The organism is Pseudomonas moorei, from assembly GCF_042846945.1.
Taxonomy (GTDB): Bacteria; Pseudomonadota; Gammaproteobacteria; order Pseudomonadales; family Pseudomonadaceae; genus Aquipseudomonas; species Aquipseudomonas moorei.
This window is the reverse complement of sequence record NZ_AP035776.1, coordinates 2,294,776-2,310,007: the sequence shown is the minus strand read 5'-3', so window position 1 is coordinate 2,310,007 and position 15,232 is coordinate 2,294,776. Positions and strand designations below refer to the sequence as shown.

The following is a 15,232-nucleotide window of genomic DNA, read 5'->3' as shown; positions in this document are numbered from 1 at the left end:
ATGGGCAAAAGCGCTGTTAATGTCGGGAGTTGAGTCGCCCCGCGCCTTTGTCATATTTGCTCACATCTGCTGGTCCGCCAGTGGGTGCAGGCTGCGAAAAATCCCCGCCTCCTCCACCAGCCAGTCATGCACCGCCCGCACGCCCGGATGGCTCAGCGCACCTGGTGCATAGAGCAGCATGTAACGCTTGTGATTGGGCACCGCCAGGCCGAACGGCACGATCAATGCGCCGCGCTCCAGCTCGTCGTTGAGCAATGTGCGCCGCGCAATCGCCACGCCCATCCCGGCGATCGCCGCCTCAATGGTCAAATGATTGCGATTGAAGGTGTGCCCGCGCCGGACATCCGCGCCTTCGAAGCCGATGGCATTGAGATAGAACTCCCATTCCGCATATTCGTAGCTGCCACGCCAGGCGGTGATGTCGTGCAACAGCGGAAAATGCATCAGGTCCGCCGGACCATGCAGGGGTGGGCGTCCGCGCAACAAGCCCGGCGCACACACCGGAAAAATCTGTTCGTCGAGCAGGGCTGTGGATAACAGCCCGGGATAACTGCCGTCGTTCAGGTCGATGGCCAGATCGAAGTCGCCCTCGTGCAGTGGCACGCTGCTGTCCTCGGCCACCAGGCGCAATTGAATGTCCGGAAAACGTTGCTGCAATCGCGGCAGGCGTGGGGTCAGCCATTTGCTCAGGAACGAGGGAATCGAACGTACCCGCAACGTCCCGCTGATCATGCCGGCGTCCAGTCGGCGCAATTCCGCATCGATGCTGCCATAGGCCTCGTTGACGGTGATGGCCAGTCGCTGGCCTTCGGCGCTCAATTCCACGCCTCGGGCACGCCGGTGAAACAGGCGAAAACCCAGGCGCTCCTCCAATTGGCGGATCTGCTGACTGACCGCCCCCGGCGTGATGTGCAGTTCCTCGGCACAACGGGTGAACGACAAGTGCCGCGCGGCGCAGGAAAACACCTGCAGCCACACGTAAGTCTGGGCATGCAATTGTCGGCTCATCGTTTAGTCCTGCTAAAGGCTGTCTTAGGAAGTTTCGTTGGTCACGTAGGACCGAGGGAGGCAGTATCGCTGAAAGTGCGCTTGTCCTACAAAAATGGCAGCGATTTATCTTCCATTGCAGGAATAGGCTTTAGCATGGCTATCAGTGTTTTCGATCTCTTCAAAGTCGGCATCGGCCCATCCAGTTCCCATACCGTCGGTCCGATGCGCGCCGCCGCGACCTTCGCCCAGGCGTTGGTCGACCAAGCTTTTCTGCCGGACGTTAGACGAGTGGAAATACGTCTCTACGGCTCTCTGTCGGCGACCGGCGTCGGCCACGCCACCGACCGCGCCTGCATCATGGGCCTGATGGGCGAATGGCCTGACCGAATCGATCCCGCCACCATCGACAGACGAATCCACACCCTGCGTGAAACTGGCGAACTGCTGCTGGCAGGGCAAGTGGCCATCGCCTTCAATTGGTCGCGCGATCTCCTGCTGCTCGACGAAAGTTTGCCCTACCACCCAAACGCCATGTCCTTGACCGCCTTCGGCGAAACCGGTGAGCTGTTCGAGCAGACGTACTACTCGGTCGGCGGCGGTTTCATCATCGAAGCGGCCGAAGCCGAGTCAGGTGTTGCGCCCGCCAGCGATGTGGTGCTGCCGTACGATTTTTCCAGCGCCGTCGAATTGCTCAAGCTCTGTAACGAGCATGGCTTGCGGGTTTCCGAATTGATGATGGCCAACGAACGGGCCTGGCGCAGTGACGCCGACATTCGTCAGGGACTGCTGCACATCTGGTCAGTAATGCGTGAGTGCGTCGAGCAAGGACTGGAACATGAAGGCATCCTGCCCGGCGGTCTGAATGTTCCGCGCCGCGCCGCGAAATTGCACCGCAGCCTGTTGGAAATCGGCAAGCCGAACGTCATCACCTCGACCCTGTCGGCCATGGAATGGGTGAACCTGTTCGCCCTCGCCGTGAACGAAGAGAATGCGGCAGGCGGGCGCATGGTCACGGCGCCGACCAACGGCGCGGCGGGGATCATCCCGGCGGTCCTGCACTACTACATGAAATTCAATCCGGACGCGTCTGACGATGACGTGGTTTCGTTCTTTCTGGGCGCGGCAGCGGTTGGCATTCTGTGCAAGAAAAACGCCTCGATCTCCGGCGCCGAAGTCGGCTGTCAGGGCGAAGTGGGTTCGGCCTGCGCCATGGCCGCCGCCGGCCTGGCCGAGGTGCTGGGCGCCACGCCGGAGCAACTGGAAAACGCCGCCGAAATTGGCCTGGAACACAATCTGGGCCTGACCTGCGACCCGGTCGGCGGGCTGGTGCAAGTGCCGTGCATCGAGCGCAACGCGATTGCCGCCGTGAAGGCGATCAACGCCACGCAAATGGCCCTGCGCGGTGACGGCAAGCACTTCATTTCCCTGGATCGGGTGATCCGCACCATGCGCGATACCGGTGCCGACATGCACGATAAATACAAGGAAACATCACGGGGCGGCCTGGCGGTGAATTGGGTCGAATGCTGACCGCTTTGGAGGCATACCCGGATTTATTGCCCTGAAACGGGCAGAAAAATAAACACGGTCCCTGTAGGAGCGAGCTCGCTCGCGAAAACCCCACCAGCACCGCGAAACAGCTGGTTAGACGCGTGATCATTCACGTCCATCGCGAGCAGGGCTCGCTCCTGCATGCTGTAAATATTGTCCGACAATCTTTACGGCATGCCCCTTGCTACACCCCCTGTTGCAAGCATTGATGGCGATGTGGCCATGAAGGCCGATGGTCCGGTGTTGCGAACTAATCCCGATATCGACCGGTCAACAACTGCACGTTCAATCAGGCGGTGACGCATCATGGACAACCCTTTCCAGCTCATTACCGATGCTTTTGCAGCGGATTATCAGATCAACCTGAGCATTCAGGGACTCGATGGCAGCATCATGCTGACCCTGTCCAATAACGGCCATGTGGTGGCCAAACGCATGATCAGTGCTGACCAGCGCAACGACCCTGAACGCCTCAAACGCCTGGTGCAAAGCATTCAATTCGGTATCGCCATCGAACAGGGCCACAGCGCTGTGGCAATCCTCGAAGCCATGACCGATGGCGACACCCGCAACCTGCCACCTCCACCCGCCAAAGGCCGGCCTCGACCCGCCATGAGGTTTTAAAGCTCGCCCTTCTCCACTTCCGGGTGCTCACTGGAGCCCGCGCCGGTCTTGCGGTGCGGGTTTTCGATTTTCACCGATGGGAATTGCGACGAGGCGTAGCGCACCACCAGAATCGAAAACGCCAGCAGCAGAATCCCGCCACACAGGTAGATGATCCCGATGTCCGGCGGGTTGTGGTGCGAGACGTTGGAAATCAGCAACCGAGTCAGCGCTGTGATCGCCACGTAGATCAGGAAACGCACCGGCATGTGGTTGGTCTTGAAGTAAATCCCGACCATCGCCCCCAGTTCCAGGTAGATGAACAGCAGCAAGATGTCATCGATCTTGATGTGCCCCTGTTCGATCATCCCGAGAAATTCCATCACCGCGGCCCATGCGGTCACCGCACCAATGGCGAACAGCGCCATGTAGTGGAAGGTTTCGACGAACAGGTTGCCCAGGGACTCGGCCAGTTCATGCACGTTCTGCCGCAGGTTTTCTGCCCAGTTGATTTTCACGATGATGCTTCCTTAGGTCGGCTCGACCGGATAATGCGGGTTGGACATGACGATTGTTCTGCATGCAGAAACAAGGCCACGCCATGATGGCCGGGCGCTCTGGAACGCGCTCCGTGGCGTTTGGTCGCACCCACCTGTCTTGTCAGGGCCTGACAAACCCTGTTTTCGGTCTAGATTAAAAAGCCACTACCCAAACCCCTGGGTTTCGCTTATCCTTTTCGCTGTATATAGATACAGTAGTCGAATCAGACAACCAAATGTGAAGGCATGTGAGGTGGTGAATGGCCGTCGAAGTGGTATACCGCAGCAGCCGAGATCTGGAGCGCTTGTTCATGGATAAAGCCGAAGCTGACCGTCATGACAAAATGCTCGAACTGGCCGAGTTGCTGGCGGAAGTGTTGCAAAAAGCCGTTCCGTCCCTGACCGAGCAGCAAGTGGAAGAAGCCGGGATCTACATGGCGAAGAATCGCGATGTGTTTGCCAAGGCGTTCAAGAGCCAGCCGGACGCCTTGTCCGAATTGCTCAGCGCACCTGTCGAAGTCGCGGAACCGGTTGAAGTGGAGACGCCCGTCGAGGAGCCAGTTGCCGAGCCGATCGCCCCGGCGAAGCCAGCCAAGGCCGCCAAAGCCGCAAAGTAAGCAACGCCCGAATTGAACAGGCCCTGAGTCCGATGGAGTCAGGGCCTTTTTCATGCCGGGAAATCCGCTCAGCGATACAAGACTTTCTCCGCCAATTCATCCGCCACCCGGGCCGGCGAACGTTTTTCCGCCTGGGCATGGGCGAAGACCTCCGTCAGGCGCGAGCTGATTTTTGACAGGTGGGCCGTGATGGTCGGCAGCTCTTCACCACGGTGTTTGAGCGAAACGTAGATCAGCCCGCCGGCATTGATCACGTAATCCGGCGCATACAGAATGCCCCGCCGCTCCAACTGATCGGCGACATCCAGATGAGTCAACTGATTATTCGCCGAACCGGCCACGGCCGAGCAGCGCAGTTGCGTCACGCTGTGGCTGTTGAGCACACCGCCCAGACCGCACGGGGCGAGTATGTCGCATGGGGTGCTGAGCAATGCATCGTTAGCGATCGGGTGCGCGCCGAGTTGCTCCATGGCCAGTTGCACCTTGCCGTGGTCGATGTCGCTGACCAACAGTTCTGCACCCGCAGCGTGCAGTTGTTCGGCCAGCGCAAACCCGACATTGCCCAGGCCTTGGATGGCCACCCGTAAACCCTCGAGGTTATCGCTGCCCAGTCGCGCCATCGCGGTGCTGCGGATGCCGGTAAAAACCCCCATCGCCGCATGGGGCGCAGGGTCGCCCGCCGAGGTGGTGCTGGTGACATGTTGGGTCTGCTGGGCGATGCAATCCATATCCGCTACCGACGTGCCGCTGTCGATGGCGGTGATGTAACGGCCGTCGAGCTGCTCGATGCAGCGCCCAAAGGCCTCGAACAGCGCCGCGCGGTTGGCCACATGGGCCGGCCGAATGATCACCGCGACGCCACCGCCCTGGGCCAGGCCGGCCAATGCGGCTTTGTAGCTCATGCCTTTAGCCAGGCGCGCCGCATCCTCGACCGCGGATTCGTCGCTGGGGTAGGCAAGGTAACGACAACCCCCCAGGGCAGGTCCCAGTCGGCTGTTATGAATGGCAATGACCGCCTTCAACCCGGTGACCGGGTCGACGCTCAGATGCAGCGATTCAAGGCGAGTGCTTTGCATGAGAGCGAACATCGTAAGGCTCCCGAATCACTTCTTGTAGTCGCCAGTATAGGCTTGCGCCCAAAAATTGCAGAAGCGCACCGGAATAAGCGAAGGCTTGATGCAAGCTTTCGGAAATAACCTGTTTCAGCCTCTGCACGACACTGGACGAATGCTGGCGACGGGGCTAAAACGAGGCATTGCCCGGAGATTCTGATGACACCGCGCCAATCGTTTTTCGCCTGTCTGCAACGTTCACCGCCCGCGCTGTTCGAGGCGGCGCTGTGGATTGCGGCCGAACATGACAGCGAGGTAAACCCCGAGGCGTTGCTCCAGGATTTCCATGAGTTGCAACAGCGTGTGAGTTACGGCTTGCCGATGTTGCCGGTCAACGAGCTGGCGCAACCCTTGTTACGCCGCATGAATGACCTGGGTTTCGCCCAGGACGACTTCAGCCCATTGCGCCCACAGGTGGCCTTGCTCAACAAAGTGCTGGCATTGCGCCGCGGGCAACCGCTTTCCCTGGGGCTGATTGCCCTGGAACTGGCCAGGGGCCTGGAAATCCCCTTGGTCGGGGTTAACTTCCCGGGGCATTTCCTGTTGCGCGTGCCGGGGGCCGATCACTTGCTCGACCCGTGCGGCGGCCGTCGGCTATACCCCAACGATTGCCGGGAATTGCTGCAACGCCAGTACGGCCCGAACATGAAACTCAGCGCCGAACACCTGGTCACCGCCGATCCCGTGCAGATGCTGCAACGCCTGTCGCGCAACCTGCGTCAACTGCACCTTTCCCACGACGATTACATCGGCGCCTTGATCGACGCCGAACGTGTGCTGGAACTGGGCAATGGCAATGCCGCCGACTATCTGGCCCGCGCCAGCCTCTACCAAAGGCTGGACTGCCCGAACGCCGAACGCTTCGACCTGGAACATGCACTGTTGCTCAGTGATGATCCGATCCAGCGAATTCGCCTCACTGAACGACTGGGGCATTTGCCGCCCAATTCCGTCGTCCATTGATCGCCCGCTCCCGCAGGGGATAGTGGTGGGATGAGTTATGGCGTATCAGGCTGATTCGCCGGATGCGCCTTGATGAACGCCGCATGTGTCGCCGCCAGCGCCGCCACGCGACGGATGCGTGGATAGGCCTCAAGCGCAATATTGAAGCGTTCGGCCGCATACAGCTGCGGGATCAGGTAGACGTCGGCCAGACCTGGCTCAGGCCCGAAGCAGTAACCCTCGTCGCCGATCAACTGCTCCACCGTCGCCAGCCCCTGGCTTATCCAGTGCCCGATCCACTCCACCACCTGCGGCTCGTCGTGGCCCAACTGGCGCAGCCTGTTAAGCACGCTGACGTTGTGCAATGGATGCACATCGCAGCCGATCACCGCCGCCACGCCACGTTCATGGGCGCGGGCCGCGAGGTCTTTCGACAGCAGCGGCGCGTGTTGATAACGCTCTTCCAGGTACTCGATGATCGCCGGTGACTGGATCAGCAGCTCGCCTTCATCGGTGCGCAAGGCCGGCACGCGGCCCTGCGGGTTGATGGCCAGATACGGCGGCTGGCGGTGCTCGCCACCCGGCGGCGCGATCAGGTTGACCGGCAGCGCCTGGTAATCCAGGCCTTTGAGCGCCAAAGCGATACGCACCCGATACGACGAGGTCGAACGGTAATAGGTATAGAGCTGCATGACCCGTTCCCCTTAGCGCGCCGGCAACACTTTGCCGCGGCATTCGCCGAAACCGATGGACGCAAAACCTTCACGGCGGCAACGGCCACGAAGAATGATTTCATCGCCGTCTTCGAGGAATTTGCGCACTTCGCCCGATGCCAGTTCGATCGGCTTTTTACCGCCCTCGGTGATTTCCAGCAGGCTGCCGAACTGACCATTTTCCGGCCCGGACAAGGTGCCCGATCCGAACAGGTCGCCGGCCTGCAACTGGCAGCCGTTGACGCTGTGGTGCGCGACCATTTGCGCCACGGTCCAGTACATGTGTTGTGTGTTGCTCAGGGTCAGGCGATGGGCTGGCAGGTTCTGCTCGCGCATGGCTTCGGTCAGCAGCAGCACTTCCAGCTCGATGTCGAAGGCGCCAGCGGCCTGATCACGCTTGTCGAACAGGTACGGCAGCGGCTGCGGGTCGCCTTCAGGACGCGCGGGCTGGGCGCGACGGAACGGCTCCAGCGCTTCGGCGGTGACGACCCACGGCGAGATGCTGGTGATGAAACTCTTCGACAGGAACGGCCCCAGCGGCTGGTATTCCCAGGCCTGGATATCCCGTGCCGACCAGTCGTTGAGCAGGCAGAAACCGGCGATGTGATCGGCGGCGTCGCCAATGGCGATGGAGTCGCCCATCTCGTTGCCCTGACCGATCCAGATGCCCAGTTCCAGTTCGTAGTCCAGGCGCGCGCAAGGGCCGAAAGTCGGTTCGCTCTGACCGGCCGGCAAGGTCTGGCCTTTCGGGCGACGCACGTCAGTGCCGGAGGGGCGAATGGTCGAGGCGCGGCCGTGGTATCCGATCGGCACGTACTTGTAGTTCGGCAGCAACGGGTTGTCCGGGCGGAACAGTTTGCCGACGTTCTGCGCGTGTTCGATACCGACATAGAAGTCGGTGTAATCGTTGATTTTCGCCGGCAAGTGCATCACGCAATCCGCCGCCAGTGGCAGGAGTTTTGCGCCCTGGGCTTCGATCTTGCCGCGCAGGCTGCTGCCTTCCTCTAGCAACTCGATCAAACGTTCACGCAAGGCCACGCGAGCTTCACGACCGAGTTCGAAGAACGCATTCAACTGACCGCCACGGGTGGCTTCGACGGCGGCTTTTGCTGAGCCATCGAACAGGCCGGCCTCGAGCGCCGCCTCCAGATCGAAAATATGCTCACCGATGGCCACGCCACTGCGTGGCGCCGAACCCTTTACGCTGAAGACGCCCAGCGGCAGGTTTTGCAAAGGGAAATCCGTATGGCCGTTGGCGGAAGCAACCCAACTGCGAGGAATGGAAGTTTGCGTCATGGGTTATCTCCGTGTCGGGTCGAAAGTCGCGGGCAATGTGGCCCAGCAGGCATCGTAGTTGGTTTGCAGTTGCGGGCAATCGAGGGCGAACCGGCTCGGACGCAGCACCTGGCTGGTCTCGAACATGAAGGCCATGGTGTTGTCGATTTTCACCGGCTTGAGGTCAGCGTTGATGGCCTTGGTGCAGGTTTCGCCATCCGGGCCGTGCGCGCTCATGCAGCTGTGCAAGGAAGCACCGCCGGGCACGAAGCCTTCAGCCTTGGCGTCGTACTCGCCTTTGATCAGGCCCATGAATTCGTTCATCAGGTTACGGTGGAACCATGGTGGACGGAAGGTGTTCTCGGCCACCATCCAGCGTGGCGGGAAGATCACGAAGTCGAGATTGGCCAGGCCGTGGACGCTGGTCGGCGAGGTCAATACGGTGAAAATCGACGGGTCCGGATGGTCGAAGCTGACGGTGCCGATGGTGTTGAACCGGCGCAGGTCATATTTGTACGGCACGTTGTTGCCGTGCCAGGCGACCACGTTCAGCGGTGAATGATCGAGCTCGCAGCCCCACAGCTGTCCGAGGAATTTCTGCACCAGCGTGGTCGGCTGCTTAAGGTTTTCATAATGGGCCACCGGGGTCAGGAAGTCCCGAGGATTGGCCAGGCCGTTGCTGCCGATCGGCCCCAGATCCGGCAGGCGAAGCGGCGCGCCATGGTTCTCGGCGATGTAACCGCGGGCTTGCGGGTCGAGCAGTTCGATGCGGAATTTCAAACCGCGCGGTAGCACGGCGATTTCCAGTGGTTCGAGTTCGAGCACGCCCAGTTCAGTGGCAATGCGCAGACGGCCCTGCTCCGGCACCAGCAGCCATTCGCCGTCGGCGTTGAAGAACACCCGTTCCATGGAGCGGTTGGCGCGGTAGCTGTAGATGCTGATCCCGGCCGGTTTGTCGGCGCTGGCGTTGGCGGCCATGCTCACCAGGCCGTCGATGAAGTCCGTCGGTTCGGCGGGAATATCCAGCGGGTTCCAGCGCAGCCGATTAGGGGTCACTTCACCCAATGGGCCACCGGCCAGTTGCCGCTCGAGCTTGACGAATGCCGGATGATTGGCTGATGGCTGGATGCGGTACATCCACGTACGCCGCGCTTCACTGCGGGCCATGGTGAACGCGGTGCCGGAGAACAGTTCGGTGTAGAGGCCGTACGGGGCTTTTTGCGGCGCGTTCTGGCCGACCGGCAACGCACCGGGCAATGCCTCACTGCTGAATTCGTTGCCGAAGCCTGACTGGTAAGCCAGCGCTGGCGCCGTTGAATCGAGGTTCATGGAGCCTCCTGAACAGGGAGTGGGCAGTGGCCTGTCGCTCCATTGCAGAGGTCTGGGACACGCCGGGGTTATTTTTATCGTAATTCAATTACGCTTAACGTAATTTGATTGGTATTGACCGTCAAGCTATAAAGACGCCCATTCGTCCCGGGATCACACCGCCTCCATGGAAAAGCCAGACAGCAACGGTAAACAGAAAGTACGCTCGGCCGAGGTGGGTACCGACATCCTCAAGGCCCTGGCGCAGTTGTCCCCCTCGACTTCGCTCTCGCGCCTGGCCGAGCACGTGCAGATGCCGGCGAGCAAGGTTCACCGCTATCTGCAGGCGCTGATCGCCAGCGGTTTTGCCGAACAGAACAGCGTCACCAACCATTACGGCCTGGGCCGCGAAGCCTTGCGCGTCGGGCTGGCCGCACTCAATAGTATGGACGTGCTGAAAGTCGCCGCCCTGCCCTTGGCCGAGTTGCGCGACGACTTGAACGAAACCTGCTTCCTGGCGGTATGGGGCAATCAGGGGGCAACCGTGGTGCACATTGAGCCGGCGGTGCGCGCGGTGACCGTTGTGACGCAATTGGGCTCGGTGCTGCCGTTGCTAAGTTCGTCGACGGGACTGGTCTTTGGCGCCTACCTGCCCAAGCGCGAGACCGCGGACCTGCGCGAGCAGGAATTGCGGGGCCAATCAGCCCACGCCCTGGCGGATGACCCAACCTATGCCGCCATGTGCGAACAGATCCGCGCACGCGGCCTGCATCATGTGCATGGTTTGTTGATGCCCGGTGTGGATGCCTTGTCGGCGCCGGTGTTCAATGCGATGGGGAAAGTGGTGGCCGTGCTGACGGTGGTGGGTCCGGCGTCGCTGTTTCACGCCGACGAAAACGGCCCGGCGGCGCAGCGATTACTCGCGGCATCGCGGGCCGTCAGTTGGCGCATGGGTTACGAGAGTCCCGCCCGCTCAGAGGTGCTGGAGGGAGCACGCAAATAACATTCATACCCACTGCCGCGGGTATCACTGCTTTCAACCGTTTACGGAGCCACCCAGAAAAACCTGGGCGATGTCTACGCCCATTCTGTTTAGCTCGTCAAAATCGAGACCTTTGAAACGAAAGTCCGGGTCGAATGTGTAAGGCTCGGTAAACAACCCCAGGTGCTCTCCTTCAAAGTAGGGAGTCTCGCGATCCTGCAACTGCAGAAGGAACGCCCACACCAGTGTTTGGGAATAAGTCACCAGCGGTTCGTCAAGTTTATTAATGCCATTCACATACACTTTATCGACATTGATACCACGCCCGCTGAGTCTTGCATGCAACATGGCACGCACCCGTTCAATATTCAGCTCTTCCATGATTTAACTTCCTTGCTTGCCAATTAATGAATCTTCGTTAGTTGTTGCCGGAAAGCATACTAGGCAAATTCACATACCACGCACGCAGTAGAATGTTTCGCTATCTTGCAGGTAATACTTAACCCACTTTAAGAGCACCTGTTTCATCCTGATGATATGAGCCCTAACTTCTTCGCAGTGGCCACGGCTTGGGTACGACGCTCGACACCCAACTTGCTGTGTATTCGCCGCGCATGTGTCTTCACGGTATGCAATGAAATAAACAACTGTTCGGCAATCTGTTGATTGGAGTTGCCTTGGGCGATCAGGCTCAGCACCTCCAGTTCTCGTACGCTCAATGGATTGGCGTCCAGCGTTGACGGTGCCAGGGGCTCCTCCTCACCCAAGCGACTGAGCAATGTCGGCTGTCGCAGGCGCAGTTCGCACAAGGCTTGTTGCAAATGGCAGCGTTTCACCAGTTCCAGCCCGGCCTGCAAGGCCGACTTCGCCAGTGCCGTCTCGCCCATCAGATCGGCCACTTCGCAAATCGCCAATTGCAGCTCCGCTTCAAGCGCCAGCCTGGCATCACGTTGCGCTTGATCAAGCAACGCCTTGAGCCGCTCCAGAGGGTGCTTCGCCTGTTGCAGATACGTCTCGGCGATCACCAGCTGGTATTCGATCCGCGCGATCAGTTCGATGGTGGCCGGAGGTGCCTGGCGGGCCTGAGGTCCACGGTAGTGCCGCAGGACTCGGGTCAACGCTTCACAAGCCAATGTCGTGCGACCTTGCTGCAACCAGAAGTGACTGCTGATCTGCAGCAGTGCGCTGCGATAAACCGTGTCGGGAATCTGCCGCTGCTGCATCAACCGTTCGGCATCACGTAACCGGTCAAACGCCTGTGCGTAATCGCGCTGATTGGCGGCCACCTGTGCCAACCCGAGAAAACCATACAACGCGCGTTTGTCCTGACTGTGCAGGCAGTCCTGCAGACCGGACTGGAAGAACCGGGATGCCAGGCCATCCTGCCCCTGGCAGAGCGCCAGACGTCCGCGTCGCAAGGCAATCCGCCCCAGCAGCGGCGTCGGGCGATCGGCCTGCCGACACAGTAATTCATGGATATCCGCCAACAAGCTTTCGGCTCGCTGGGGAGCACCGCGCTGCTCCAGCCACTGGGCATGATCGAGTTCGAGCAAGCCTTCAAAGAGCAGCGAACCCTGCGCCCGCGCCAGACAAAGCGCCTCACGATTGAAGGCCTGTGCGCCATCAAGGTCGGCGGTGAGCAGCGCTTGCTGGGTCAGCCCGGACAGGCATAACAAGCGCGCGGCCCAAGCGTCGGAGTCCAACTCGGCCAGCGCCTCGATAAAGTGCGTGCGCGCCGCTTCCATCCGCCCCTGCAAATGCAGCAACCAGCCCTGCTGAGCCTGCCAGCGCGCCAGCAGTTGCCGTTGCAGGGCCGCCGTCGGCTGCGGCGTGAACCGCACCAGTTGCTCGATGCACGACGCGGCCTGATCGAATCGCCCGGCAAACAACAACGCCGCGGTGATCAAACCCACCAATTGCGGCGTACCAAGGGTCAATTCTTCACCTTGGCGCTCATGCAGACTGAGCAACAGACGCACATTCTCCCGGCGGAACAAATGCTCAAAGCTGAAGTGCTGCAACAGGCTGACCGCCACCTCGAACTCTTCGGCCAACAATGCCTGCTCGAACGCGCCCTGCCAGTCCTCCTCGGCGGTGAACCACTGGCAGGCGCGCCGGTGCCAGGAGCGCCCTGCCGAACCTTGTTCCTCGCGCATGGCCCGGGCCAATGGCACGAACACCCGCAACCAGTCGGGCGAGTCCTCCCAGGGTTCGATGAAACACCCCATGTCCTGCAAGGCGTGCAACCACTGCGCGCCCTCACCGGCGCCAAACAGATGCTCGCACAGGCTGGCATTGAAGCGCGGCAGGTGCGCCAGCACTTGCCAGGCTTCCACCAGTTCTGGCGGCAAGGTGTTGAACAGTTCATGTTGCAGGTAATCGAGCAACGTCGCCGATCGCCCCTGCCTGCCCTCCCCGGCCGCCCACTGACAACCGTCGAGCAAGGCGATGCGCACGCCGGCGCACCAGCCACCGCTACGCTGGATGATCCTCCTGGCCGTATTGGCTGACTGCGGCGGCACGACATGGACGAGCAATTGTTCGATGTCCGATTCGTTGAATGCCAGGGCGCGCGCCTCACATTCGTACAACTCATCGTCGAGCAACAAGCGTGGCCAGTTGCATGATGGACGCCGGCGCGAACCCAGCCACCAGTTCAACAGTGGATTTCTGACAGCCAGTAAACGGTCCAGCAAGCGGTCGAGCTCAGGATTGGGCACGCGACAGTAATCATCGAGAAACAGCCAGGTGGGCGTTTGCAGCCTGGCCAGAGCCTCCAGCAAAGCAAGCTCATCCGCCCCAGGCAGCCCCAGTGTGCAGGCCAGCCGTTGCTGGAACTCGACGACACTCAAGGACGCCCCCGTCAACGACAGCCAATAAACGCGGCAGTGCTTCGGAGCACGCAACAGACACTCGGTGAGCAGTGCGCTCTTGCCGCTGCCGGCCGGTGCGCAAAGCAACTTCACTCGCGCCGACGAGGCCAGCAACGGTTCAATTAAACGGTCGCGAGACAGGTGGTGAGAAGACAAACGTGGCAGGGGTCCAGGACGGTCCAGACCCAGGGTCATGGCAGTCATTATGAGGCGCCTTTTTATAGTTGTGGCGCCACCCTAGACCTCTCCCGAACGCTTGTTGAAGAAGTATTCAGCAGACTGATTTACACCCATAAAAAAGGTGACCGCGAGGTCACCTTTTTGTGTAAAGCCTGTAGGAAGACTACTTCACACCTGTACTCCTCAAGGCTGCAGGCGTGTAGTCCCCGGCTTTTGCCGCGATGTTGAATTCAAAGCTGCGCTTCTCTTCGTTTTTCATCCCCAGGGCGATGTAACGACCGGCAATCAAGTCATACAGCGCTTCGACGGTATAGGCCGGAACCTGATGATCGTAGTAGAACTGGGCATGCCCCTCGGCCACACGCCAGAGCTGTCCGCGACCGTCGTAGTGATCGGCCAGGGCCACTTGCCAGGTGTCTTCGTCGAGGTACATGTGGCGCTTGGCGTATATGTGCCGCTCGTTGGGCTTGACCGTGGCGACAACCTCCCAGACCCGGTGCAACTCATAGCGGGTCAGGTCCTGATTGATGTGCCCGGCCTTGATCACATCGGTGTACTTCAGGTCAGGCGAATCGAGCTTGTAGCTGTTGTACGGGATGTACATTTCTTTCTTGCCGATCAGTTTCCAGTCGTAGCGATCAGGCGCTCCGGAAAACATGTCGAAGTTGTCGGTGGTGCGTAGCCCGTCCGACGAGGTGCCGACGCCGTCATAGGCCACTTGCGGTGCACGCCGCACGCGGCGTTGGCCAGCGTTGTAGATCCACGCCTTGCGCGGCTCCTGGACCTGATCGAGGGTCTCGTGAACCAGCAACACGTTGCCCGCCAGCCGCGCCGGTGCGGTCACCTCCTGCTTGAAATAGCTGAGCACGTTTTCATCGCTGCCCGGTTTGTAATCCCCCAGCAGGGACGGTACGGCCACCTCGTCCTTGAAGCGGATGACGGTGAAATCACCATTCGATTGCGGCGTTGCCTGGGTAATGGTGCGTCGCAGATTACCGCCGTGATAACGGGTGATGTGGTTCCAGATCACCTCGACACCGTTCTTCGGAATCGGGAACGCGTAGTAGCGATTGCCGGTGAAGTTGGCCAGACCGTTACCGTCGTTGATCGGGGTTACATTGAGCGCGCTGCGCTTGGCCGACTCGTAGATTTCCGGTGGCAGAGCCGCAGTGCGGTGCGTCGGATATACCGGGATTCTGTAAGTCTCGGGATAACGCTTGAACATCGCAATCTGCCCATCGGACAGCTTGTCCTTGTACTTGTCGACTGTCGCGGCCGTGATGACGAACAAGGGCTTTTCATTGGCGAATGGATCGGCCAGGAACCCCTTGCTGTCCACCGCACCGGCGTTTTTCGGGAGGCCGCCGGTCCAGGGTGGAATCGAACCGTCGGCGTTGCCGGCCTTCTCCGCACCGAGCGGTGTAAGGCTGGTGCCGAGTTTGTTGGCTTCTTCCGGCGTCACCGCCGCCATCACGTTGGCGGCCAGCAGACCGAGGGCCAGGGCACCGCATTGCAGAATCATCTTGCGCATGGAAATCATCCTTCTC

At 60.4% G+C, this 15,232-nt stretch carries 13 protein-coding genes and 1 pseudogene; 5 read left to right on the top strand and 9 right to left on the bottom strand.

Features of this window, described 5'->3' with window-relative positions; all coding sequences use genetic code 11:
- Positions 1–60: 60 nt before the first annotated feature.
- Positions 61–1,008 (bottom strand): LysR substrate-binding domain-containing protein, encoded by a 948-nt coding sequence (locus ACGJAX_RS10665; RefSeq protein WP_090316277.1) that lies wholly within the window; start codon positions 1,006–1,008, stop codon positions 61–63.
- Between the two features lie 135 nt (positions 1,009–1,143).
- Between ACGJAX_RS10665 and ACGJAX_RS10660 the strand changes: the two genes are divergently transcribed.
- Together ACGJAX_RS10660 and ACGJAX_RS10655 are read left to right on the top strand one after the other, a co-directional pair.
- Positions 1,144–2,520: an L-serine ammonia-lyase gene (locus tag ACGJAX_RS10660; protein WP_390958800.1), complete on the top strand. Its 1,377-nt coding sequence runs from the start codon at positions 1,144–1,146 to the stop codon at positions 2,518–2,520.
- 327 nt (positions 2,521–2,847) lie between these two features.
- Positions 2,848–3,165 carry a DUF3509 domain-containing protein gene (locus ACGJAX_RS10655; RefSeq protein WP_390958798.1) on the top strand — a complete coding sequence of 106 codons (318 nt, stop codon included), beginning with the start codon at positions 2,848–2,850 and terminating at the stop codon, positions 3,163–3,165.
- Here ACGJAX_RS10655 and ACGJAX_RS10650 read toward each other — a convergent pair.
- Positions 3,162–3,662 carry a phosphate-starvation-inducible protein PsiE gene (locus ACGJAX_RS10650; protein ID WP_090316269.1) on the bottom strand — a complete coding sequence of 167 codons (501 nt, stop codon included), beginning with the start codon at positions 3,660–3,662 and terminating at the stop codon, positions 3,162–3,164. The genes ACGJAX_RS10655 and ACGJAX_RS10650 overlap by 4 nt on opposite strands.
- 281 nt (positions 3,663–3,943) lie before the next feature.
- Here ACGJAX_RS10650 and ACGJAX_RS10645 point away from each other — a divergent pair.
- Positions 3,944–4,183: pseudogene (locus ACGJAX_RS10645) on the top strand (YebG family protein); the annotation flags it as partial.
- A gap of 185 nt (positions 4,184–4,368) precedes the next feature.
- On the opposite strand, the gene ACGJAX_RS10640 reads toward ACGJAX_RS10645, so the two are convergent.
- Positions 4,369–5,388 (bottom strand): Glu/Leu/Phe/Val dehydrogenase dimerization domain-containing protein, encoded by a 1,020-nt coding sequence (locus tag ACGJAX_RS10640; RefSeq protein ID WP_090316263.1) that lies wholly within the window; start codon positions 5,386–5,388, stop codon positions 4,369–4,371.
- Between the two features lie 183 nt (positions 5,389–5,571).
- Here ACGJAX_RS10640 and ACGJAX_RS10635 point away from each other — a divergent pair, with 183 nt between their 5' ends.
- Entirely contained in the window at positions 5,572–6,375 is an 804-nt protein-coding gene (locus ACGJAX_RS10635; RefSeq protein WP_090316261.1) for a SirB1 family protein, read from the top strand.
- A gap of 35 nt (positions 6,376–6,410) precedes the next feature.
- Here the strand turns inward: ACGJAX_RS10635 and maiA are convergent, their stop codons facing one another.
- From maiA to hmgA, 3 genes are read right to left on the bottom strand one after another with little or no spacing between them, the layout of a single operon-like run.
- The gene (maiA, locus tag ACGJAX_RS10630) at positions 6,411–7,046 is read right to left on the bottom strand and encodes a maleylacetoacetate isomerase (protein WP_390958796.1); all 636 of its coding nucleotides are present in this window, start codon (positions 7,044–7,046) and stop codon (positions 6,411–6,413) included.
- A gap of 12 nt (positions 7,047–7,058) precedes the next feature.
- Positions 7,059–8,363: a fumarylacetoacetase gene (fahA, locus tag ACGJAX_RS10625; RefSeq protein ID WP_390958794.1), complete on the bottom strand. Its 1,305-nt coding sequence runs from the start codon at positions 8,361–8,363 to the stop codon at positions 7,059–7,061.
- A 3-nt stretch (positions 8,364–8,366) separates the two neighbouring features.
- Positions 8,367–9,671, bottom strand: a complete 1,305-nt coding sequence (gene hmgA / locus ACGJAX_RS10620; RefSeq protein ID WP_090316252.1) for a homogentisate 1,2-dioxygenase — start codon at positions 9,669–9,671, stop codon at positions 8,367–8,369.
- Between the two features lie 166 nt (positions 9,672–9,837).
- Here hmgA and ACGJAX_RS10615 point away from each other — a divergent pair, with 166 nt between their 5' ends.
- Entirely contained in the window at positions 9,838–10,653 is an 816-nt protein-coding gene (locus ACGJAX_RS10615) for an IclR family transcriptional regulator (RefSeq protein WP_090316249.1), read from the top strand.
- A 33-nt stretch (positions 10,654–10,686) separates the two neighbouring features.
- Here the strand turns inward: ACGJAX_RS10615 and ACGJAX_RS10610 are convergent, their stop codons facing one another.
- The 3 genes from ACGJAX_RS10610 to ACGJAX_RS10600 all read right to left on the bottom strand — a co-directional run bounded on the left by ACGJAX_RS10610 (position 10,687) and on the right by ACGJAX_RS10600 (position 15,216).
- Complete coding sequence (locus ACGJAX_RS10610) at positions 10,687–11,013, bottom strand: hypothetical protein (RefSeq protein WP_390958791.1); 327 nt, start codon at positions 11,011–11,013, stop codon at positions 10,687–10,689.
- 143 nt (positions 11,014–11,156) lie between these two features.
- The gene (locus ACGJAX_RS10605; RefSeq protein WP_390958789.1) at positions 11,157–13,709 is read right to left on the bottom strand and encodes a LuxR C-terminal-related transcriptional regulator; all 2,553 of its coding nucleotides are present in this window, start codon (positions 13,707–13,709) and stop codon (positions 11,157–11,159) included.
- Between the two features lie 139 nt (positions 13,710–13,848).
- Positions 13,849–15,216, bottom strand: a complete 1,368-nt coding sequence (locus ACGJAX_RS10600; RefSeq protein ID WP_090316240.1) for a DUF1329 domain-containing protein — start codon at positions 15,214–15,216, stop codon at positions 13,849–13,851.
- Positions 15,217–15,232 lie beyond the last annotated feature (16 nt).